Below are 23,221 nucleotides of genomic sequence, written 5' to 3'. Positions count from 1 at the left end.
TCTCCTGCTGTTTCGCTGTTCTTATTGCAGCAGTGTCGGCATCTGCTCCTGATTAGGATCATGATTGGACTTATACGGATAACCAGGATCATATGGCTCAACATAAATCGATACATCCGTGACATGGATAAAACGCTTCATCACGAGCTGCTTTACCCGCTTTGCAATTTCCTGTCCCTCAAGAACCGAAATTCGCGGATTAACGCTAATAACCATTTCCGCAATAACATAATGCCCATGCTCTTTAGCTTTCATAGACTGTACGGTAATGACACCTTCAACCCGCTGAACGAGCTGCAGCAGCTCATCTGGATTTTCATCTGTTGAAGTCAAATGGCCATCTTTGCGAATAAAGACGGTAGCCATTCTGTATCCGTTGATAACAACGATTACCGCAATGACGATCGCTGCAGCCGGATCGAAATAATACAGTACCGGCATAGACAGCATTTCCCCAATAATCGCCCCGCTTGCTCCAACTAAAGCTGCAGCAGAACAATATATCCCGGTCAGCCGATCCTTCTCTGGAAAAAACAGCTGTTGCACGATCATTGTTAGCATGATGGCTGCTGCCGAGCTCCAATGCGGAGCACTCGTCACACCGTCAGAAATATCTCGAATGGCAGATATTCCAATTTCAAGCCCAATGATAAGAAGGACGACAGACAACAAAATCGTCGTCGCCGTCTCTCCTCTTAAATCCTCAGTTTCCGTCCCGGTAGTGGAGTGGTCCAACTTCCGTCGGCGGCTTGCCCGCAGTCCTGATATTGCAGCAACACCCGCGGCGACCTCAGCTGCCGTTCGAAACGCATCCGCGAGCAATGCTTTGCTTCCTGACAACCAACCTATTATGCCTTTAAAAAGAGCCAGCAGCATGTTTCCCCATAAGCCGGCCCAGCTTGCGGACTCTGCTTTTACATATCGCTGTGTGGTTGACATGATTACCTCCTACAAGATTTTGCGAATGCAAAACCTACTTCGTAAGCGTGTGCTTAGGTTTTGCGGATGCAAAACCTTCTTCGTAAGCGTGTGCTTAGGTTTTGCGGATGCAAAACCTTCTTCGTAAGCGTGTGTAACAAGATAAGGTTATGCCGTTGTTTTAACGGCGGCTTTCGGTTTCTGTTTTCCTTTAAGGAGCAGCCAGAGCGGACTTGCAATACAGATTGACGAATAGGCTCCGCTGGAGAGACCGATGATTTTTGCCAATGCGAACAGCTTAATGGACTCGCTGCCGAAAATAAACAAACATACAGCCACAATTAGCACGGCTAATACGGTATAAACATTTCTTGCCATCGTTTGCCAAATACTCGCATTAACCATTTCAGCAAGCTGCTCACGGTTTTTGTATTGACCAAAACGCAAATTTTCACGGATACGGTCAAAGATTACAATCTTATCGTTAATCGAGTATCCGATCGTAGTCAATACCGCCGCAATGAACGGCAGATCCACTTCAAGACGGAAGATTGAGAACAGGGCAACTACGACAAAAGCATCATACAAGATAGCGATATTCGCGGCCAGCGCAAAGCGCCATTCAAAACGAAACATAACGTAAATCATAATCGCGACGCTCGCGATTAAGATCGCCCAGATCGTTTTTATGCCAAGCTCCTGTGCCATATCCGGGGATACAACGTTGACCTCCGACGAAACCTGATCGCCGTATTTTGCTTTAAAGCCCTCTTGAATTTCAACGATTTTGGCCTGTGGAAGCACCTCATCAAAACGAGCGGATACACGTTCATTATCTGTTCCGCCGACAGTTGGCGTAATGCCTTCAATGCCTGCTTTCACGAGAATCTCTTTTGCATCCTGCTGAGTAGCTGCCTTGCCTACCAAAATATCCATATTTGTACCGGCCTTGAAATCAACGCCGAAATTCAGGCTAAAGAAAAGCAAGGATAATATCCCTACTATTGTTAACGTGATTGAGAACAGAAAGAACTTGTTGCGGTTCCCAATAAAATCATAACGGATCTTTGTATTAAAGTTCACGGATTTCTGCCTCCTTCACGCCATAATAGCTTGGTTTTGTAAATAGATTGCTCTTGATAAGCAGCATGATCAAGAAACGGGACAAGAAAATGTTTGTCAGCATACTTACGAGAATACTGAAGATCATAGTCAAGGCAAAACCGCGGATCGCGCCATTACCGATATAATACAGCACGGCACTCGCGATAATGTTCGTAATGTTCGCATCCATAATCGTACGGAAAGAGTTTTTGGAACCAGCTTTCAAAGAGGACAGTAAGCTCTTACCGCTGCGAATCTCTTCTTTAATCCGCTCGTACATGATGATATTCGCATCAACCGCCATACCGATACCGAGCACGAAGGCTGCAATACCTGGCAAAGTTAAGGTTGCATTCATTAAATTGAATACGACGATCAGCAGCCATGTATAAGTAACAACGGTAATGCCTGCTACTACGCCCGGGATACGGAACAAGATGATTAGGAATACCAATATAATAACCGTTCCTATAATGCCAGCCTCAACCGTATCCTTCAAAGAGGCAAGTCCAAGCTTTGCTCCAACGCTTTGCGTATACTTTTCAGTCAGCTTGAGCGGCAGTGCTCCAAGGTTGATCATATCTGCCAATTCGTTCGCTTCATCTACCGTGTACTCGCCCGAAATCTGAGCAGATCCACCGGAAATAGGAAAGTTAACAGACGGTCTTGAAAGCTCTTTATCATCGAGATAAATAGCTAAATATTGGCCTGTTAAACGTGTCGTAATTTCTTCGAATTTCTTCGCGTCTTTTAGCTCTATCGTAACAAAGGGCTTACTTAAGTTATCATAACCAATGCCTGCGCCGTTCGGTTTAAAATCGCTGCCGTCAAGCTCGATTTTATCGTCCGGACCGCGGAAGGTAAGATTAATTGGCTTGGCGAGAATCTCTCTAACTTCATTCTCGTCTTCTACTCCGGCTAAACGCAAGCGAATCCGGTTCATGCCTTCTGTCGTGATCTCAGGCTCCACAATGCCGAGCTCATCGATTCTTTTTTCCAAACTTCTTGCTGTTTCTTTCAGTGACTCCGGAGTAACCGCCTCACCGCCCTCAAGCGGCGATGCTTCGTACAAAACCTCGAATCCGCCTTTTAAATCAAGGCCTAGCCTTACATCTTTTACTAGCGATGGGCTTGTCCAAGCGATAACGCCAAACATAATGACTACGATCGCAAGGAAGGCAATAATTCTCTTCCCGAACATACGTCTTAATCCCCCTTATGATCTCAATATTCCTATTATACAGACGTGGTAAAAACGAGTCAAAAAAAAAAGAAACCCAGTTGTTTAGAACGAGGTTCCTTTGTATGCACTAATCGTCACAAAATTCATGAATTTCATAACCTTCAGAGATAAAATATCGTTCACTAATTCGTGAAGTTCGGGCAGCCCCGTCTTCTTGTATTTTTCGCTTACGCATTCCCATACCTCTTGGCCCGTTACATGTTCATAGCCAATGAGTTGAAATTCCTCAGCTTTGCTAATACATAGTTCTTCTATCATACGACTTAACTCTTCGTCTTCCATGCTGAGCCTCCTACAACCTTGTGACATAAAACATCATCCATATAAGTAAGAATCAGCTGCATGCTTTTGTCCGCCCTATAACCAAACACAGAATGCGCTGCCGCTAAGTCTGTTTCAGCCGTTTTAACTTTTCTAATCCAACTATTCGCTATGTCCCCGCCAAATTCCTGCCCGCTTCAGCTGCAATCTGCAAAATGAATGACATGGAATAGGACATGCCGCGCATAAAGATGATAGTACCGGCCTGTCTTACAGCTTCGTCTGATAGCTCAGGCAGGCGCAGACCAGCTATTCCACGATAGAGAAGAGGGTATTTCAATATGGCGAAGCAAAAAAATTCTACCAAACAGACATTTATAAAAGGCGCTATGATTTTGCTTGCTGCAGGCATCATTAACAGGCTGCTGGGTTTCGTGCCGCGTATCGCACTGCCGCGGATCATAGGAGCTGAGGGGGTCGGCTTATATCAACTGAGCTATCCCTTTCTTACGGTTATGCTCACCATAATTACCGGAGGCATACCTCTTGCCGTAGCCAAATGGATTGCGGAAGCCGAGTCCCAGGGCGATTCTAACCGGGTAAAATACATTTTCAGGACAGCCATGGGACTCGTCGCTTTACTTGGCATAATCATGACCGGCGTGATGCTGCTTGGAGCGAAATGGATCACGACGCATATCCTTCCGGATGCCCGTGTCTACCAAACCTTTTTGGTAATGACTCCGATGCTCATAATTATCGGTTTATCCTCGGTCTACCGCGGATACTTCCAAGGAAAGCAAAACATGATACCGACGGCCGTCTCCCAAATCGTAGAAACAGTGCTTCGGATCATCGCATCGCTTTCATTTGCTTACATGCTTCTGCCCCATGGGTTAGAATGGGCAGCGGCAGGAGCCATGCTCGGAGCCGTCATTGGAGAAATCGGAGGTCTAGTGGTTCTGCTTTGGAAATATTATCGTGATAAAGCTCGCATAAAACATGAAGAAGCCCATAACACCAAAATGCCAGCCAAAAATGAACCCGTGCTGCGGAGACTCCTCGGCTTATCGATTCCCGTAACCGGAAGTCGATTGGTTGGTTCCTTCTCCTACCTGCTGGAATCCATCCTCACCGCACGCAGCCTTGCGGCTGCCGGCATTGCAACAGGCATCGCTACTGCGCAATATGGCGCTCTTCAGGGAATGGTCGTTCCGCTTCTTCTCTTGCCGACGGCCTTAACGTACTCGCTTGCCGTTTCATTAGTTCCTTCTTTATCCGAGGCCGCTGCCCGGGGAGATCACTCATTAATTCATAAAAGATTGCATCAATCCATGCGGCTCGCGCTTGTATCAGGTGCTCCGTTCGTCGTAATAATGACCTTGTTCGCGGAACCTATTTGCCGAATTCTTTATAATCATGCAGATATAGCGCCAATGCTGCAGCTCATCGCACCCGTTGGCATATTCATTTACTTGCAAGCTCCGCTGCAAGCAGCCCTCCAAGCGCTTAATAAACCGGGAACAGCGCTAATCAATACACTAATCGGCGCAATCGTTAAACTGTTCCTTATCGTACAGCTCGCCTCTGATCCTGATTTTGGCATATATGGTGCCCTTATTGCCATCAACGTTAATATCGTGCTCGTTACCGTCTTGCATGGCATAAGTGTACTACGATTTATCGGCTTCCATATGAAGTTTCTCGATTTCGCCAAAGTAGGCGCAGCAATGATTATAATGGGCGCAGCCGCTCGATTTACAATGAATCAACAGCCGCTTTCCATGGAATGGATTAATCTGCTTCTTGCTTGCGCAGCGAGTGCAATCGTCTATTTGCTGCTTATGGTTGGAATGAAAATCATTGACCGCCATGACATGGTTCGTATCCCTTTATTCGGGAATTGGTTTAAATAATTGAACAGGCATAATTAAAAAACAACGATAGGAAAGGGAATTAATTCCCTTTCTTTATCGCTGTTTTTTGTCATGCGTGTCTACGAAAAGCTTTCCTTTATGGTCAATCGTGCAAAAAAATACGTCTTTAAAATCGGTGACGCCTTTTTCCTGCAACACATTTTTAAGCCAAAATCTTGTTTTCTCAAGTTTTTCTAAATTCTCATCCTGTACCTTGCCATCCATGATAAGTGGAATGGGCAAAATTTCAAATCGATATTTGGACGGAATGATTTTCGATTGGTTATACTGTTTAAGCCTATTTCCCTGCTCTGAGCTTTCCGATTCATGGCCTTCCATTCCAACATTCTCAGAAGCATGACTGCTTTCCTTCGGTATTACGGAAAGCTTTCCGCTTGTTTCTAATATAGCGAATTCCACGTCAGACACGGCGCTAATTTTATTTTCCCTAAGCTGCAGCATCAAGTCATCCAAATTATAACGCTGCTTTCGCATAACATCGCTATTCAGCTTACCTTTGTCAATAATAACACTTGGCTTACCGTCAAAGAGCAGCCTTAGCTTTCGACTTTTCATCGTCATAAAGGCACTGACCACTTGAATGAACAGTAAGATCGCCATCGGCACAATACCGCTCCATAACGGGCGCTCCATATCTTCGATTACAATGACAGCAATTTCTGCAATCATGACTGAAATCACCAGATCGAATACGGATAACTTACCGATCTCTCGCTTTCCCATAAAACGCATGATCAAGAACACTACAAAATAAATGATCACCGTCCGGATCAACAGGCTCCAGAATTCCAAGCGGAAACCGCCTCCTCAACTTTTGTCTGCGAGCTGATGTCAGCTCCTTTTGTCCGTAAAGGTATCATCACCAGCGTTCGATAACATCATACTCTGATCCTTACACGAATATATGGCAATGATCCTATTCGTGCTAATAATGTCTTTGAAGACATGCCGATAGTTGTACTATTCTGACTAGCTTGACCATATGGATAAGTAATACATACCAATCGCTGGGGGGAATTGGATGAGCTCGGTTAAACAAGCTGCTAAACCGCCATTAATTGCTTCACCTCTGCTTGCTGGAGTGCTTTTTTCAATCATTTGGCTAGCAGTAGGCGCCTTGCTGCTCTCGCTGCTTTTGCATTTTACGGGAATGAAAGAAAGCAGCTTATCCACGAATGCATTACTTGTTCATGGCTTTGCTTCATTAGCTGGAGGCTTTACTTCTGGCCGTCGCTCTGAAAGTAAAGGCTGGTATAACGGAGCGCTGCTCGGATTGATTTATGGCGCTATCGTGATCATTATCAGCTTCCTTGCATCAAATGCTTCACTTTCGCTGCACAGCGCTTTGCTGCTAGGCGCGTCTCTCTTGGCAGGCGCATTCGGCGGTATGATCGGCGTGAATTTAAAAAAATAAGCGGGTATACGCAAAAGAAAACGGCTGACATGCATGCATGTCAGCCGTTTTCTTTCACCTATACCTTATTCAGTTACTGCTGGTGCAGAGTTAATAATGGTGTTAATGGCACTGCGCTCAAACGTCATCTTTGTTGTATCGTTTACACGAAGTACAACCGTATCGTCGCTAAGCTCAACGACCGTTCCATGCAATCCACCAATTGTTGAAATCTTATCGCCTTTTTTCAATTGGTTAAGCATTGAAGAACGTTGTTTCTGTTTCTTCTGCTGCGGACGGATAAGTAAGAAATAAAACACCGCGAACATAAGCACAAACGGCCAAATCATACCTAGAATATTACTTTGTCCTGCTTCACCTGYTGCTTGCCACATCGAAATCCCCCCTTTCAAAACCCTTTCTCATTATCGAACAGGCCGTAGCTCGTGAAGAAGGAATCCCGGAAATCAAGCAACCGGTCCTCCATGATCGCTTGCCGAACGTCCCGCATGAGTTGAAGCAAGAAATGCAAATTGTGATAAGTCGTCAGCCTCATACCAAACGTCTCATCCGCTTTTATTAAATGCCGGATATAAGCTCTTGAATAGTTCGTACACGTATAACATGAGCATTCCGGGTCCAGCGGACCAAAATCCTCCGCATACTTCGCATTGCGGATAACGAGTCTGCCTTGGCTTGTCATCGTTGTCCCGTTTCGGGCTATTCGTGTCGGCAGTACGCAATCGAACATATCGATACCGCGGATAGACCCTTCAATCAGTGCATCCGGCGATCCGACTCCCATCAGGTAGCGCGGTTTATTCGCTGGTAAAATGGGAACCGTATAATCAAGAACATCATACATTAAATGCTTAGGCTCGCCTACACTCAGTCCACCAATAGCATACCCCGGGAAATCCATGGAAGTCAAATCATTTGCGCTTTGAATACGCAAATCCTTGTACATCCCCCCTTGTACGATGGCGAAGAGTCCTTGATCATGTGGCCGTGCATGCGCTTCGAGACATCGCTCTGCCCATCTTGTTGTCCGCTCCAATGATTTCTTCACATATTCATGTTCTGCGGGAAAGGGCGGGCATTCATCGAAAGCCATCATAATATCTGAGCCCAGCGCATTTTGTATCTCCATCGCCACCTCTGGAGAAAGAAACTTCTTATCGCCATTGAGGTGGGAACGGAAGTGTACGCCCTCTTCCGTAATTTTACGCATTTCGCTTAGGCTGAACACCTGAAAGCCGCCGCTGTCTGTAAGGATCGGCCGATCCCAGTTCATAAATTTATGCAGTCCGCCGGCATTTCTTACAATCTCATGTCCCGGTCTTAGAAAAAGATGATACGTGTTGCTCAATATAATATGAGCGTCCATCGCCTTCAGCTCTTCTGGACTCATCGTCTTGACTGTAGCCTGTGTACCTACCGGCATAAAGGTCGGTGTTTCAATAATGCCGTGTGGAGTGTGCACACGTCCAAGGCGTGCCCCCGATTGCTTGCATTGTTTGATTAATTCATATTTTACAGCCACAATTCACGCTTCCTATTCCTAGTTAGTAAATAAACATCGCGTCGCCAAAGCTGAAAAAACGATATTCATGTGCAATCGCTTCTTCATAAGCCCGCATGACGGCATCACGTCCGGCCAGTGCACTTACGAGCATAACCAGCGTTGACTTTGGCAAATGAAAATTGGTGAGAAGTGCATTAACGAGCTTAAACTCATAGCCTGGGAAAATGAAAATGGAAGTCCAACCGCTGCAAGCCTCAAGCGGTTTCCCTTCAAAACGCGCCGCCAAAGTCTCGAGTGTCCTAGACGAGGTTGTCCCTACAGCAATTATACGTGCCCCGCTTCGTTTGGCTTCATTAATTATTGCCGCATTCTGCTCGTTCAGCTCATAATACTCGGCATGCATTTCATGATCCTCCACCAAATCGACTGACATTGGACGGAAAGTACCCAATCCAACATGGAGTGTCACGTAGGCTAACTGGACTCCCTTTTCCTGCAATCTTGCAAGAAACTCATCGGTAAAATGAAGGCCCGCCGTTGGAGCCGCCGCAGATCCCGCATGTTTCGAGTAAACGGTCTGATATCTTTCCCGCTCTTCCAGCCTCTCCTTGATATAAGGCGGCAGCGGCATTTCTCCCAGTCTGTCCAGAAGCTCTTGAAAGATTCCTTCATACTGAAACCGAATCGTTCTTCCGCCCATCTCGCCTTCCTGCTCGATTACTGCTCGCAGCAGGGGGTTACCATGCCCATCATCGCCAAACGATAGCGCTGTGCCGATCTTCAGCCGCTTCGCTGGCTTGCCCAGCGCTTCCCAGCTGTCTCCCTCGAGCTGCTTTAGCAGCAACAGCTCGATTTTGGCTCCGGTATCACTCTTTATTCCTGTTAACCGAGCAGGAATAACTCTAGTATCATTTAAAACAAGCACGTCACCAGCCCCGACATACTGCTCCAAATCTGTAAAATTGTTATGTGCGATCTCTCCTGTTTGCTTGTTCAGAGCAAGCAGCCTCGAGGCTGTTCTATCCAGCAGCGGTGTCTGAGCGATTAGACGCTCTGGCAATTCAAAATCAAACCATTCTACATTCATATCGATTCAATCATTCCTTAGCGATGGTTACATCTTTGTAGTAGTATTTCAAAATATATTGATAGTCATACCCTTGCTGCGCAAGACTTAAAGCACCATATTGCGATAACCCGACGCCATGCCCGTTTCCTGTACCTATAAAACGGAATGACGGCTCTTTTGTTGCGGCACGCAGATGCTTGCTGCTATCCAAAATAAATAGGTTATCCTGATTTGCTTCGGTAACCTTTCCACCCGCGCCGATCATATAGATAGGAGCCGAATCTGCCGGTTTAGTCCGTGTAGCGGAGCCCGCGCCGAGCATCGCTACCTTAGCTGTTTCCTCAATTTGAAATAAGGTGCTTGGCAGCGAACCTTGTACGCCTAATGTACTTCGGAACATATCCGGATAGCTAACGCTAAGCTTCTCGCCGTTAGCCATAATTTCAGTTGCGCGCCCCGATGCTCCGCTCTGGCTTATTTCCAAGGTGCGAAGCGGACCAGCAATCTTTGTTTTTACTTTGGCGTTAATAACAGTCAGCATTTCCTGCGGGGTATAGGGCCCTCTTACCCAAGACATAGAACCCGTTTCCACTCTTTTCTCCAGCACAACGACCTGCGTTCCGCTGTCTGCCTGTGCTACAATGGGGATCGTTTCTTGAATTTGTGGATGCTTGCGTACCTTCGTTCCATTCGTGTTCACCTGCATAATTGCGCTGCCGGCTGCCGTTGTTTGTCCGGTCTCATCGAGCAAATCATCACGAACATAACCGATGGCTCCCGTAGGAAGCACAACGCGGTACCAGTTGTGTAATCCAACCTCTGATGAAGTATCCGGACTCTTAACAGGCTGCAAATAAGGAACGGCATTTCCCCATATTTCTTTGGCATCAGCTGTCATTCCTCCGCTGCTGGCCGCAAATAAAGCTTCAATGACTTTGCCGTTGTACAAAGCGACTTCTCCAGCCGTAGCTTCCACAGCTGCTATGGTTGTAGGACTTTCCGAGCCGACACCGTAATAGGCCTGACTTAGAGTCGTATCTACCACATGAGCGATTTGAAAACCGAAGCCTTTGTTCAGTGCATAGGACCTGGCTGCTACTGCTTGTGCCTTCAATGCCTCTGCCGGCCATGTCGAATACATTTCCACCCCAACGACTGAGTAAAGGTATTGCTCAAAGGGAAGCTCGTTTATGACTGCCATGCGTCCGTTAAGCACACTAAGCTCAAAAAATCCGCGATAGCTGCGGTTGCTTCTTTCCGTAAGTTTAATCGGCTCCGAGCCGATTGGCGAAACCGAAATTTCCGCTCCGCTGCCTGCAAACATATAAAGCTCTAAGCTGCTCTCCGCTTTAGCACTTACGGTGTGATCGTTTCGCACTAATAAATAGGCTGAGCTTGAATCACTATCGGTTAACGCGCTCCCGCCCGCAGCCTTTGCAGCTGCAGCCCGAACGATTTGCAGCTCTGCCTCTGTCACTGCAGCGCCTACCATAACCGAATAATTGGCTGTTCCGCTTTGTGTCGACCGAACCGCTACGAAAGCATCAAGCCCAACTGCACCAAAACTGCTTGCAGCTGCGATTGCTGCTGCTTTATTCGGTAAAGCCGCGCTCTCCAAATGAAGCGGTCCCTGCAGTACGGATTTAAATCCGCCAGCCAGCTTAGACAGCTCGCTATCGCTTGTCCATTTGGTTTGAGCGGCAGCGGCTTCTGCGGCTGTTTTGTATGTACCTTCAATGACCTGATAAACGATTGCGCCGTTCTTGGAAAGAGAGGTTAGAATTGCCGCTCCCTTCAAAGCCTGTAGCCTCTTTTGTACAGCTAGCGCTGAAGCAAAGGTTGATGACTCATATACCTTTACTTTAAAGCTGTCCACAGCAAAACGAGCAATTGCGCCTGCATCCACATTAAACCATTGGCGTACACCATCCGGTTGTCTTTCGCCAATGCTCATGCCTCCAGCTGACGAAAAGGTTGCCGCAGCCGTCGTTTCATCATATTTCCCAGGCAATTGCATAAACAAAGCTACGCGAATATTATCGAGCTTAGGCACAGCTGCTTGTGACGGTGAAGCAGTCCAAACCGTTGCAAGCAGTATAATCGTTAAGACCATAATCGTGTATCGCTTGATTGACCGTTTAATTGCCAAGCTAGTTTCTCTCCCCTCTATCCTGCGGCAAATCGCAGCCGTCAATGGAACAGCTTTGCTCGGTAGAACCAAACCATTCGTATCTTCTTTTTGCTACAAATCGATAGATGCGGTCCGCGATTCGGTTCATGCCCGGCATTCGATAGAAAGCAGACAGCCAGCGAAAGCCTTTTACCGTTCTTAAAATGCGTACAACCCCATCAGCACCCGCAAACAACTGCCCACGCTCATCGGCAACATGCATTTTCTCATAAAGCGCGGCAAAATCCAGCTTATCAATGCGCGGAATGAGCCGAGTAGTATCATGATCCGTTTCTAATTGCTGAATTGAAATAAATATCAAATCCGCTTTGGAATGGAGTTCCTTCAGCTTGGCCACGGAAGCAAGGCATAAATTGCAATATCCGTCATAAATGACGTACAGCTTCTCTGAAACGCGGTTGCCCGTATTGCTCATTGCCGTTACCTCCCTGGAACCGGAAGACCTAAATGCCGATAGGCTTGATCTGTAGCGATTCGTCCGCGCGGCGTGCGCTGCAGAAACCCGATTTGCATCAAGTAAGGTTCATATACATCCTCAATAGTTTGGCTTTCTTCCCCGATTGTCGCGGCAATTGTATCTAATCCAACAGGTCTGCCGGCAAAAGTTGTCATCATGGCTTGCAGCATCTTGAAGTCGATCATATCAAGTCCCATCGGATCGACCTGCAGCAGTTCAAGCGCTGACTGGGCAATATCATGCGTAATAACCCCATCGCCGCGAACCTGCGCAAAATCACGCACGCGCTTTAACAGCCGATTCGCGATACGCGGGGTTCCTCGGGAACGCATGGCGATCTCAGAAGCTGCCTCACCCACAATGCTGACATTCAAGATCTCGGCGGTTCTTGCAACAATGAATGCAAGTTCATCGATCGTATAGAACTCAAGCCGGCTCACGACTCCAAAACGATCGCGAAGCGGCGCCGAGAGCAAGCCGGCTCTTGTTGTCGCGCCAATTAAAGTGAACGGCGGCAAGTCCAATCGAACGGACCTTGCACTTGGCCCTTTGCCGATCATAATATCTAGTGCGAAGTCTTCCATCGCCGGGTACAAAACTTCCTCTACGGTCCGGTGCAAGCGATGAATTTCATCGATGAACAGGACGTCCCCCTCCTGCAAATTCGTCAGCAGCGCAGCTAGATCACCCGGGCGCTCAATGGCTGGCCCCGATGTCGTGCGCAGACTGACCCCCAGCTCGTTCGCAATAATGTTCGACAGCGTTGTTTTACCGAGACCAGGCGGACCGTAAAGCAGAACATGATCCAGTGCTTCCTTGCGGAGCTTCGCTGCTTCGATATATACCTTCAAATTTTCCTTGGCCTTTGATTGTCCGATATATTCGGCTAAATAGCGGGGACGCAAGCTTAGCTCAACCGCCTGATCTTCCATCATCAGGTTGGCGGAAATGATTCTATCATCCATTTGCTTTTATCTCCCTCCGTTACCCTTTAAACAGCTGCTGCAGCGCCCGTTTCATTAGAGAATCGACAGATTCCTCAGCCGTGACGCTATGCTGCAATCCATTCCATGCTTTATCCAGCTCCGCAGCCGTGTAACCGAGAGCCGCAAGGCCTTCTCTTGCCTCCTGCCACGCCGTTCCCGCTCCCTGGCCTGAGTGTCTGCTTGAAGTAAGGTCAAGCGCAACGCCTGCGGCTGTCAGCAAGCCTCCGTCAAGTCCTGCTCCGATCAGCTTGTCCTTGAGATCAAGAATCATCCGCTGCGCCGTTTTCTTGCCGATTCCTGGAAGCTTCGTTAGAAAAGCCAGGTTTTCCTGTTGAATGGCTGCAATAACGGCGTCTGGCCTTCCTCCCGACAAAATACCCAGTGCAACGCGCGGTCCAATGCCCGAAACCTCAAGCAGCTTGCGAAACAACGTTTGCTCTTCCCTAGTCTCGAATCCGAATAACAATACAGCGTCCTCGCGAACGTTATGGTGAATATAGACGGTTACGGGCTCCTCTTTTTTTGCAAACGCGTACGGATTAGGAGTAAATACACGATAACCTGTATCTCTTACGTCCAGAACGATATATTCGGATTCCAGATGGACAACATTGCCTCTCAAAAAGTCGATCACTAGCGTTTCACCTCGTTTATTTTCTGGTTCAGTACGACGGAATGGGCATGACAAATGGCCACTGCAAGCGCATCGGCTACATCGTCCGGCTTCGGTACTGCCGAAAGCTTCAGAAATACTTTAACCATCTCCTGGACTTGTTTCTTCTCTGCTTTGCCATATCCGACAACGGCCTGCTTTACTTGAAGCGGCGTATATTCACCGATCGGCAAACCGCGCTGTGCAGCAGCCAAAATAATGGCTCCTCTAGCTTGTGCCACATCAAAGGCGGTAGTCACATTTCGATTAAAGAACAGCTTTTCCACGCCGACCGTATCTGGCTTATATTTATCCATCAAGGCACCCGCAGACTCGTAAACCTGCAGCAAGCGCTGCTCCGGGGGCGTATGTGCTTCCGTCTGAATCGCACCGTATTGAACGGGCGTAAGCTTGTGTCCGATTTTATCTATGAATCCAAAACCTACGATTGCATAACCAGGGTCAATACCAAGAACGCGCAAAAGTCCATCTCCTCAAAAAACTTGCTTGCTCAGCGTACTCGCTGAAAGTTGCTTCATCCATTATAGCAAAAGATAACGGGAATGAGAACGCGCGTTTGATATTTCAGGCCATAGACATAAATAAAGAAGGCCGCACAGCGATGTGCGGCCTTCTTTGCGGTCCGCCGGTCAGTAAGCCGGCTTCATAACTTTCTGGTTTTTCGGTGAGGCATAATCACTATAAGTTGACAATACGCTGTTATACTCTTCCATGTCGCTTATTCGAATGCCTTTGGTGAGCTGATCCAGTTTATCCTGCGGCAGACTGCTTTCCATGTAATGCACGTCAAGCTGAAAGAAGGTGCGTACCACCTTTTCCTTTTTCGGCACTCCGTCATACAAATTTAGATTGCCCTGCTTGTCTATGCCCATATAAGCATTGGCTTTGCAGTGCTCGGACAGGTCTTCTACGCGCTGCTCGACATAAACGGTTTTATTCTCTTGGTCGAGCACCGTCTTCCATTCCGGATGTTTAAGCAAAAGCTGAACAATTTGTTGGCTCATCATCCGCCCTAACGGCTTCAATTCTTCTCCGCACACATAAATACGATGCACCTCCACTGTCAGCGGTCCATCTTCATTTTCGAGCTTTTGAATGATACTTTGTTTTTCAGACTGCGCCGGTGCTGCAAAAACGATATCATCTTGGGAAACCATGAGCCATCCGGCAAGCAAGAAAGGCACAACCGCGCCTAAAGTCCATGTTGGTCGGCGTTTTCTTCGAAGATGCTTCTTTAAGTTTTTCCAAAGGCTGAATTCCATCATTGGGAAGACCCCTTCATTATATTTTTTGATAGTATGCGCCAGTATTTCATAAATATTCAAAATGATTTATTTGCACAAAATATAAACCTAAACTTAGCAGCAAACTTCTATTAGATGCTAGGCTGCAGCCTGCTTGTCCTCTTAAAAAAAGAAGACAACCCTAATGGACGCATAGGCCCATCAGGGAAGTCTTCTTTTGTTATTAGCGATTAATCCACGGCTGATTGCCGCGATTTTTCGGTTTGTTTGGACGGGAAGATACCGTGCGGATAACCGCTTTTTTCCCATTTTTCTTTTGTACGACCGTCTTAGCCGGTTTTTCAATATCCGTATCCGCTAGCTTAGCGGAGGCTTGATCCGATCGATGGCCTTTGCAGCCGCAATCATCTTGATTGGATTGGAAGGCGCCAGCCGTTTGAGGCCAGCCTGGGTAAGGCGGATAAGAAGGATAGCCGTAACCGTAGCCTCCGTCATGCTGCGCTTGGGCTGGCATTACCATCCCATGACCGCCATGCCCATAGCCATAACCGTAACCATAATCAGGATGCATGCCAGTCGGTGATACCATTCCTTGGTTCGGCTGTGCCATTAACGGCGACACCATTCCTTGGTTCGGCTGCGCCATCAGAGGCGATACCATTCCTTGGTTTGGCTGCGCCATCAGAGGCGACACCATTCCTTGGTTCGGCTGCGCCATCATCGGCGATACCATTCCTTGGTTTGGCTGCGCCATCAGAGGCGACACCATTCCTTGGTTCGGCTGCGCCATCATCGGCGATACCATTCCTTGGTTCGGCTGCGCCATCAGTGGCGATACCATTCCTTGGTTCGGCTGCGCCATCAGCGGCGACACCATTCCTTGGTTCGGCTGCGCCATCAGTGGCGACACCATTCCTTGGTTCGGCTGTGCCGATAGCGGGGATACGAAACCTTGGTTTGGATTCGCTGATGCTCCTGCTACCATATGATTGTTTTCATTTACATCATGCTGGAGAGGGCTTACGCCAGGATATCCATAACCCCAGCCTGCTCCCGCACCCAATGGCATGGTCGAAGGTGATGGATAGCTTCCGACGAATACCGTGCCCGGAGGACAATCGAATGGTGCTTCATTTCCTTCACTGAGCGGGCTTACCGTACTTCCGAATGGAACAGGCTGCTGCCAGTTGCCATAGCCATACCCATGTTCCATTTGAGCCGGCATCGTCATTGGATGACCATATCCGTGTCCCATTTGAACTGGCATCGTCATTGGCTGGCCATAACCGTATCCACCGTAAGTAGGCTGCTGCTGGGCCGGAGAAACGGATTCGGGAGCTTTGGGTAAATCATACAAGGATAAAGCTTCCGTTGCCGGTATGCCGTATTGTTTGAACAAATCAACATTGGGCTTATACTCCGAATGAATCGGTTTAAGCTTTTTCTCCACTGGTTTCTCGATAGGCAGCGCTTTTTTCGCTGGCTCAACAGCCGCAGCTTTAGGCGCAGGAAGAGGCGCTGGCGCTACAGGCTTCACGATAGGGGCTGCAGGCTTTTTCTCTTGTACAGGAGCTATAGGCTTCTTCTCCTGAACAGGAGCCACAGGTGCAGGAGCTACAGGAGCAGGAGCGATTGGAGCCGTCGGCGTCTTGCCCGTGATTGGTCCTGTAGGTGTTTTCCCCGTGATAGGAGCTGTGGAAAGCTTTCCGACCCAGCCCTGAACGCCTTGCATAATGGATGTAGGATGAAGCATGTGTGCACCGCTGGTACCCTGTGCCGTGCCATGACCGGCACCATGACCGCCGGCGTCTTCATCCACGGTGTTTACCTTTGGTATGTTTACAACCTCACCTGTAAGAAGTACGTTAGGGTTTTTAAGCTGCGGATTCGCTTTTATCATGTCTGCAAGAGGCACTCCCCAAGCCTTAGAAAGCTTCCAAAGCGTATCCCCTTGTTTCACGATATGCTGATGCATAATTTCCATACCGCCTCCTGATCCTCCCGTATGGCTTGACGGAATCTTCAGCTTCATCCCCACCTCAATGGCGTCCGGGTTCGTAATACCCGGGTTCAGCTTCAAAATCTCTTCAAGCGAAACGTTATACTTTTGACCGATCAAGTATAAGCTGTCGCCTTTCTTCACAATATGGATTCTCACTCGCTGTTAACCTCCTGTCACGTTCTAAATAACCAGGCACTGCTAATGCCTATTATCAATCCTTACATCCTATGCAGAATATGGGCAGGTGTCTCCACTTTCACAAAAAAAATAGTAAAAAAGCCGAGCTCACCCTCTGTGGGCGAACTCGGCTTACTTCTCAAAAATGCTTCAATCTAGCTTTTAATGCCTTTGCTGGCTTTATTTTTTGTATTCCGTAAAGCTTGGGTAGCTGCCTAAAACACGGACCTGACACCCGATTGCCTCAATTTCTTGAATAGCAGAAGGCAGAAGCACCGTATCAAGCGCCATGTCGATGTCGATAAAGAAATAATAATTGCCGAGTTTTTTCTTTGTTGGACGCGACTCAATGCGAGATAAGTTGATTTTGCGCCATGCAAATGCGGCAAGAACCTGATGGAGCGCACCAGGATAGTCCTCGGGCAGCGTAATCAATATGCTGGTTTTTATCTGATCGGATTGACGTGCCGTGTATGGCTCTGTTCCAACCAGCAAGAAACGAGTGTAATTGTTATCATGATCCGTAATTTCGCTAGCGATAACATCAAGCTTCTCGTTCGCGGCAGCGGTCATCGTACCAATAGCTGCCCATCCGGCATTCGGGTTATTTTGAACGATTCTAACACCCTCTGCAGTGCTGCTGACATGCTCTGTCACCGCATGCGGCAGTTTCGTACGCAAAAATTGCAGGCACTGGGCGATTGCAACAGGATGGCTAATTACTTTGTTAATCCGCGAATAATCGATTGCCCCGGTCTCGTCCAGCAGCTCAGATTCGCGTCCAATCAAATTTTGAATAGACGGGTAAACCCATTCTGCTTGGATTGGAAGATCCACCTCATGCACGAGCCAGTCCATATGTAAGCTTACGGAGCCCTCGATCGTATTCTCAATCGGAATAATGCTGTAATCGCTTATTCCATTAACCGTGGATAAGAACACGTCTGATATCAACCTGTGATGCTTCCAATTAATTTCTTCGCCGTAAAAAAAATGTCTAGCCGCTTCGTCCGATACGGAGCCGGCAGGTAAAACCGCTATCGTCTTCATAGCTACATTGCTCCTTTAATCCTGTCCGGAAGAGGAATGGCAGGTTGATTCGATATATCCTCAACTGTAATCTGAGGACCATGAACGCAAGGTGACAGCCAGAGCGTTTTTGCATCGATGCCCTCCTGCTTCAACGTATCAAGCAGAAATTGTTCCAAAGATTGTTCCACTTCGGCTTTATCTTGGGCAAAGGCAATAAGCGTCGGTCCAGCACCGCTAAGCGCTACGCCCAGCGCCCCAAATTCTACCGCGCGCTCCAAGATTGTCGCCATGCCTGGTATCAGCGCTGCGCGGTAGGGCTGATGCAGCCGGTCCTTCATCGCATGGCGGATCATGCCGAGATCGCCGCTTGCAAGCGCTGCGACGAGCAATGAGCTGCGGCCGACGTTGAACACAGCGTCTGCCATACTGATTTGCGTCGGAAGCGCATGTCGCGCTTTTTCCGTCGACAGCTGAAACGCAGGGATTGCCACGAGCGTTTTGAGCCTGCGATCCGGCTCGATACGGATATATTCCGCTCTTTCCCCATCCCAAGCAGAAACTACGATGCCTCCGAATAAGGACGCTCCGACATTGTCAGGATGCCCCTCTAAGGCTGTCGCTATTTGAAACAGCTTATCGTCTGAGAGCGGCCCGCCGATTAGCGCATTCGCCGCTACGAGAGCCCCTACGATTGCCGAAGCGCTGCTGCCTAGTCCGCGCGTCAGCGGAATATCGCTGTGCATCGAGATCGAAAGCTCGGGTACGCTGACACCTGCTTCTTTGAACACAAGCTGAGCAACCTTGTAGATCAAGTTGGACTTGTCTTTCGGCAAGCCTTTCATTTGGTCGCCGTAAAAATGAAATTCCGTTTGCTCGCTGACGCGAAGCTCAATCCATGCATATAACGAGAGTGCCATTCCCAGCGTGTCAAAGCCTGGGCCTAAATTAGCTGTGCTTGCCGGTATCTTTACAATGACTCTGCGATTATTCATGAGGCTTACCCTTCTACGCGGTAAACGCTCTTCACTTTGTGAACAACATCCAGCGATTCGAACGTCGCGAGTACCTTCTTAATAGCTGCTTTGTTAGCGTCATGGGTAATGATGATAATTTCGGCTTCCGGATTAGACGGCGTAGGCTGCTGCAGTACGGACTCCAAGCTAACCTCAAAGTCAGCGAATACTTGCGTGATGCGTGCCAAGACGCCAGCGCGGTCTGCTACTTTAAGCAGCAAGAAATATTTGGATGAAATCTGATCATCTGTTTTGAGCTTCTTCTCTTTGTAAGCAAGGCTTCCCTGCATGCCGTTTACGCCGAGCTTCAGGTTTTTCACGACGGCAACTAAGTCAGACACGATCGAGGTTGCTGTTGGCAGCTCGCCCGCTCCGGCTCCGTAAAACATCGTTTCGCCAACGGCTTCCCCGTAAACATAAACCGCATTGAACACGCCGTTAACCGAAGCAATCGGATGTGATTGTTTTACCATCGTCGGCTGCACGCTGATACTGATCAGATCATCCTGACGCTCTGCTATACCAAGCAGCTTAACTTCATAGCCGAGACGCTTCGCATACAAAATGTCTTCTTTCGTTACCGAAGAAATCCCTTGAACCGACACATCCTCGAGCGCAACATTCGCACGGAAGCCGATTGTAGCAAGAATCGTCATTTTGCGCGCTGCATCAAGTCCTTCGACATCCGAAGTCGGATCAGACTCCGCATAACCGAGCTCTTGCGCTTCCTTGAGTACATCTAAGTAAGAGGCGCCTTCCTGGCTCATTTTGGTTAAAATAAAATTCGTCGTCCCGTTAACGATTCCCATGATTTTGTTGATACGATCGGAAGAGAAGCCTTCAACTAGCGTACGGATAATTGGGATACCGCCGGCAACGCTTGCTTCGTACATAACGTCACAGCGATTCTCTTGCGCTTTTGCCAAAATCTCAGGTCCATGCAGCGCCATAAGATCTTTGTTTGCTGTTACGACATGTTTGCCAAGCGAGAGTGCTTCCAAGATATATTCCTTCGTGAGGCCAATACCGCCCATAACCTCAACGATGACGTCAATTTCGGGATGACGGATAATATCCCAAGGATCCTCGGTTAGCTTATCCGCGTCTATTGCGATATTCCGCGATTTGCTTTTATTCTGAACGAGCACCTTCTCAATCACGATCGGTGAGCCGACTTGACTGGCAAGATCCTCCTGATGACCTTCTACAATGCGAACGACGCCTGTACCTACAGTACCAAGACCTAATAATCCAACTTTAACTGGCTTCATATATACCCTCCATTATCTATCCTGTTATCCTTGTCCGATGACCGAAGCTTTGCGTACGCCAGGCTGGCTGCGAAGCATTTCGACCAACGATGACAGTTCCCCGGAAAGCTGCGATATATCGACTGAAATGACGACGTTGGCAAAACCCTGAAGCGGAATGGTCTGATTCATCGTCAGCACATTTCCTTCCAAGCCAGCCACCATGCTGAGCACGTTTGAGAGCACGCCTGAGCGATGCTCCAAATCCATCGAGATCGTTGCTATTCGTTCCCGCTCGAGCTCATTTAGCGCATAAACGCCATCTTTATACTTATAAAAAGCGCTTCGACTAAGACCAGCGCGCTCCACCGCTTCATGAACGGTTGCCGCTTCGCCCCTGCTAAGCATCTCCTTAACTTGTATCGTCTTCATAATCGCTTCCGGTAAAATGTCCTCCCGAACGACATAATAGCGTTTAGTCACTATTCGTCCTCCTCAAAAAGACAATTGTTCATCTATAGTGGACATTATATCGAAATATGCGACTGGGGGCAATAGGTAAATAAGAAAAGACGGCTTCCGCCGTCTCTGTTCTTACTTATTTATTTATAGATCAACTAACCATTCGGGTTGTAATCGCTGCCCTCGAAGAATTCAAAAGCGAAATCACCGATTTGAACCATATCGCCGTCTTTGGCGCCCATTTTGCGAAGCTCAGCATCCACGCCCATTTTGCGCATCGTACGAGCAAAGCGCATAACCGCATCATAGGACGTCAAATTCATCCGCTTCATGTACTTATCAATGCCTTCACTCACGATCACATACACTTCATCTTCCTTATGGATGGTGAATGTCGTTTCTTCACGTTTCTCGTAAGTGTAAACCTTCCGCTCAGCAACATCCTTCACGTCTTCGATCTCAACCTGCTCGGATACTGTATCCAGTACATCAGCCGCTTTATACAGCAGCTCCTGTACCCCTTGCTTAGTTAGCGAGGAAATAGGCAGTATCACATACTGGCGGTCACCGCTGGCTTCTGCGAGCTGCTGCTTGAATAGCTCAAGCTGCTCCGCAGAGTCCGGCATGTCCATTTTGTTTGCTGCAATAATTTGCGGTCGATCCGCAAGCTTTTCATTGTAGAGCACTAGCTCTTCGTTGATTTTTACCCAATCCTCAAAAGGATCGCGCCCTTCGGAAGCAGACATGTCAATTACGTGAATAATCACCCGTGTCCGTTCCACGTGGCGGAGAAACTCATGACCAAGTCCCACGCCTTCATGTGCGCCTTCGATAAGACCAGGTAAATCAGCCATAACGAAGCTTCGGCCGTCACCTACGTCTACAACACCTAGATTAGGCGTAATCGTCGTAAAATGATAAGCTCCAATTTTGGGTTTTGCTCCCGAAACGACGGAAAGCAAAGTCGATTTGCCTACGCTTGGGAACCCGACAAGTCCAACGTCAGCCATGACCTTAAGCTCCAGCACAACCCAACGCTCTTGCCCTTCTTCGCCATTTTCTGAAATGTACGGAGCCGGGTTATTTTGTGTGGCAAACCGAATGTTTCCGCGTCCGCCGCGCCCGCCCTTTGCAATAACGATTTGCTGACCGTGACGCGTCATATCCGCAATGATTTCCTGCGTATCGTCATCGACAATGATAGTGCCTGGTGGAATACGAACGATTGTATCTTCAGCACCTGCACCGTGCATGCTTTTTACTTTTCCGCGTTCGCCGCGGTTCGCTTTAAAATGTTTCTGATATCGGAAATCCATTAGCGTGCGAAGTCCTTCGTCAACTTGAAAAATCAAGTCACCGCCGCGGCCTCCGTCGCCGCCGGCAGGTCCGCCCTGCTCGACATACTTCTCGCGGCGAAACGATACGATACCATCGCCTCCGTCGCCGCCTTTTACAAATATCTTCGCTTTATCGACAAACATGTTGTGCCCCCGTTCATGCGCGCATTTCCGCCCTCAGCAGCACCTTTGCATACGGCTGCTCGAAGTTGATCGGTTGCATTGGCGCGCCTTCCAACTGCTGTTGTATTTTTTGCTTCCATTGCTGTTCATTCATTAGTTCGCCATCATAATAGAAAGTAGCATTTAACGCATCCTCTTCCAGCGACAGCTCCAGCGTAAGAACAGCAGCATTACCATAGCCAGGCTTCGCCGCAAACCGATATGCGTTAATCGTATGAATGAGCGTTTCGGCTATTTGATCGGCATCTGCCGTTAATTCGTCTAAATGAATATCGCCTTTAATGACGAGCTGAAGCTCAAGCGAATTCGAAATCGTACGAAACGATTGAATGTAACTAATAAGAGACGGAACGCCAAGCTTGGAGATACTGCTCTCCACGGCCATCCGTTCACTTATTTTCTCCACATACTCGGCGGCTTTATCCAGCTTTTTTAGCCTAATATAGCCAAATACCACTTGCAGGTCATTCATCCAGTCATGGCGATGATGATTGAGAGTTCGAATTGCAGAATTATGCAGCGATTGTATCGTCCGCGTAGTCCGCTCCGCATGCTCTTTCCGTTCCGTTCGTATCCAGTAAGTCGCAACAGCTATAAGCCAAACGAGAAAGACAGCAGTTAACCACACTTTAGTGGGCCAAATAAGTACAGCAGCGCAAGGCAACAAAATAGTACCCGCCGCGTAATATTTCGCCGTTGTTAAGCGTCTCATCGATTAAACCTACTTTCTTCGTATTTCCTAGCTTATCCAGTATATCATGCGG

The 23,221-nt window shown here is 48.0% G+C and carries 23 protein-coding genes; 2 read left to right on the top strand and 21 right to left on the bottom strand.

The annotated features are described in order from the left end of the window. Positions 1–21 precede the first annotated feature (21 nt). From AC1DLI_RS26575 to AC1DLI_RS26560, 4 genes are all read right to left on the bottom strand, one after another. Positions 22–939, bottom strand: a complete 918-nt coding sequence (locus AC1DLI_RS26575; RefSeq protein ID WP_477607516.1) for a cation diffusion facilitator family transporter — start codon at positions 937–939, stop codon at positions 22–24. 147 nt (positions 940–1,086) lie between these two features. Next, entirely contained in the window at positions 1,087–2,001 is a 915-nt protein-coding gene (secF, locus tag AC1DLI_RS26570) for a protein translocase subunit SecF (protein ID WP_477607514.1), read from the bottom strand. Further along, entirely contained in the window at positions 1,991–3,223 is a 1,233-nt protein-coding gene (gene secD, locus AC1DLI_RS26565) for a protein translocase subunit SecD (protein ID WP_477607512.1), read from the bottom strand. Before secD ends, secF begins: the two co-directional genes overlap by 11 nt. A gap of 84 nt (positions 3,224–3,307) precedes the next feature. Continuing rightward, positions 3,308–3,547: a post-transcriptional regulator gene (locus AC1DLI_RS26560; protein ID WP_308998506.1), complete on the bottom strand. Its 240-nt coding sequence runs from the start codon at positions 3,545–3,547 to the stop codon at positions 3,308–3,310. Positions 3,548–3,867: 320 nt separating this feature from the next. Here AC1DLI_RS26560 and spoVB point away from each other — a divergent pair, with 320 nt between their 5' ends. Then, positions 3,868–5,442: a stage V sporulation protein B gene (spoVB, locus tag AC1DLI_RS26555; RefSeq protein ID WP_477607510.1), complete on the top strand. Its 1,575-nt coding sequence runs from the start codon at positions 3,868–3,870 to the stop codon at positions 5,440–5,442. Positions 5,443–5,496: 54 nt separating this feature from the next. Here the strand turns inward: spoVB and AC1DLI_RS26550 are convergent, their stop codons facing one another. Next, positions 5,497–6,195, bottom strand: coding sequence for a YetF domain-containing protein (locus AC1DLI_RS26550; protein WP_477607562.1), 699 nt, complete (start codon positions 6,193–6,195; stop codon positions 5,497–5,499). A 289-nt stretch (positions 6,196–6,484) separates the two neighbouring features. Here AC1DLI_RS26550 and AC1DLI_RS26545 point away from each other — a divergent pair, with 289 nt between their 5' ends. Then, positions 6,485–6,877: a TIGR04086 family membrane protein gene (locus AC1DLI_RS26545; protein ID WP_477607508.1), complete on the top strand. Its 393-nt coding sequence runs from the start codon at positions 6,485–6,487 to the stop codon at positions 6,875–6,877. 65 nt (positions 6,878–6,942) lie between these two features. Here AC1DLI_RS26545 and yajC read toward each other — a convergent pair whose 3' ends face one another. The 16 genes from yajC to AC1DLI_RS26465 form a co-directional block, all read right to left on the bottom strand. Next, positions 6,943–7,251 (bottom strand): preprotein translocase subunit YajC, encoded by a 309-nt coding sequence (gene yajC / locus AC1DLI_RS26540; RefSeq protein WP_477607506.1) that lies wholly within the window; start codon positions 7,249–7,251, stop codon positions 6,943–6,945. 14 nt (positions 7,252–7,265) lie between these two features. Beyond that, a complete protein-coding gene (gene tgt, locus AC1DLI_RS26535; protein ID WP_477607504.1) occupies positions 7,266–8,399 on the bottom strand; it encodes a tRNA guanosine(34) transglycosylase Tgt in 1,134 nt (377 codons plus the stop codon). A gap of 22 nt (positions 8,400–8,421) precedes the next feature. Beyond that, positions 8,422–9,468, bottom strand: coding sequence for a tRNA preQ1(34) S-adenosylmethionine ribosyltransferase-isomerase QueA (queA, locus tag AC1DLI_RS26530; protein WP_477607502.1), 1,047 nt, complete (start codon positions 9,466–9,468; stop codon positions 8,422–8,424). A gap of 10 nt (positions 9,469–9,478) precedes the next feature. Next, complete coding sequence (locus AC1DLI_RS26525; RefSeq protein WP_477607500.1) at positions 9,479–11,599, bottom strand: SpoIID/LytB domain-containing protein; 2,121 nt, start codon at positions 11,597–11,599, stop codon at positions 9,479–9,481. A 1-nt stretch (position 11,600) separates the two neighbouring features. Continuing rightward, positions 11,601–12,056, bottom strand: coding sequence for a thiol-disulfide oxidoreductase DCC family protein (locus AC1DLI_RS26520; protein ID WP_477607498.1), 456 nt, complete (start codon positions 12,054–12,056; stop codon positions 11,601–11,603). A 5-nt stretch (positions 12,057–12,061) separates the two neighbouring features. Beyond that, entirely contained in the window at positions 12,062–13,063 is a 1,002-nt protein-coding gene (gene ruvB, locus AC1DLI_RS26515) for a Holliday junction branch migration DNA helicase RuvB (RefSeq protein ID WP_477607496.1), read from the bottom strand. 19 nt (positions 13,064–13,082) lie between these two features. Further along, positions 13,083–13,718 (bottom strand): Holliday junction branch migration protein RuvA, encoded by a 636-nt coding sequence (gene ruvA, locus AC1DLI_RS26510; RefSeq protein WP_477607494.1) that lies wholly within the window; start codon positions 13,716–13,718, stop codon positions 13,083–13,085. Continuing rightward, positions 13,718–14,218 carry a crossover junction endodeoxyribonuclease RuvC gene (ruvC, locus tag AC1DLI_RS26505; RefSeq protein ID WP_308998517.1) on the bottom strand — a complete coding sequence of 167 codons (501 nt, stop codon included), beginning with the start codon at positions 14,216–14,218 and terminating at the stop codon, positions 13,718–13,720. The genes ruvA and ruvC overlap by 1 nt, the downstream gene beginning before the upstream one ends. Positions 14,219–14,386: 168 nt before the next feature. After that, positions 14,387–15,022: a BofC C-terminal domain-containing protein gene (locus AC1DLI_RS26500; protein WP_477607492.1), complete on the bottom strand. Its 636-nt coding sequence runs from the start codon at positions 15,020–15,022 to the stop codon at positions 14,387–14,389. 202 nt (positions 15,023–15,224) lie between these two features. Then, a complete protein-coding gene (locus AC1DLI_RS26495; protein ID WP_477607490.1) occupies positions 15,225–17,159 on the bottom strand; it encodes a LysM peptidoglycan-binding domain-containing protein in 1,935 nt (644 codons plus the stop codon). Positions 17,160–17,360: 201 nt separating this feature from the next. Next, positions 17,361–18,230, bottom strand: a complete 870-nt coding sequence (gene pheA, locus AC1DLI_RS26490) for a prephenate dehydratase (RefSeq protein ID WP_477607488.1) — start codon at positions 18,228–18,230, stop codon at positions 17,361–17,363. 2 nt (positions 18,231–18,232) lie between these two features. Beyond that, a complete protein-coding gene (gene thrB, locus AC1DLI_RS26485) occupies positions 18,233–19,204 on the bottom strand; it encodes a homoserine kinase (protein ID WP_477607486.1) in 972 nt (323 codons plus the stop codon). Between the two features lie 5 nt (positions 19,205–19,209). After that, positions 19,210–20,496, bottom strand: coding sequence for a homoserine dehydrogenase (locus tag AC1DLI_RS26480; RefSeq protein ID WP_477607484.1), 1,287 nt, complete (start codon positions 20,494–20,496; stop codon positions 19,210–19,212). Positions 20,497–20,520: 24 nt separating this feature from the next. After that, the gene (locus AC1DLI_RS26475) at positions 20,521–20,958 is read right to left on the bottom strand and encodes an ACT domain-containing protein (protein ID WP_308998523.1); all 438 of its coding nucleotides are present in this window, start codon (positions 20,956–20,958) and stop codon (positions 20,521–20,523) included. 134 nt (positions 20,959–21,092) lie between these two features. Then, positions 21,093–22,418: a GTPase ObgE gene (obgE, locus tag AC1DLI_RS26470; RefSeq protein WP_477607482.1), complete on the bottom strand. Its 1,326-nt coding sequence runs from the start codon at positions 22,416–22,418 to the stop codon at positions 21,093–21,095. A gap of 13 nt (positions 22,419–22,431) precedes the next feature. After that, positions 22,432–23,169 carry a Spo0B domain-containing protein gene (locus AC1DLI_RS26465; RefSeq protein WP_477607480.1) on the bottom strand — a complete coding sequence of 246 codons (738 nt, stop codon included), beginning with the start codon at positions 23,167–23,169 and terminating at the stop codon, positions 22,432–22,434. Positions 23,170–23,221: the final 52 nt, after the last annotated feature.

The organism is Paenibacillus sp. 01T443, from assembly GCF_056398325.1.
This window is presented reverse-complemented; position numbering and strand designations above follow the sequence as displayed.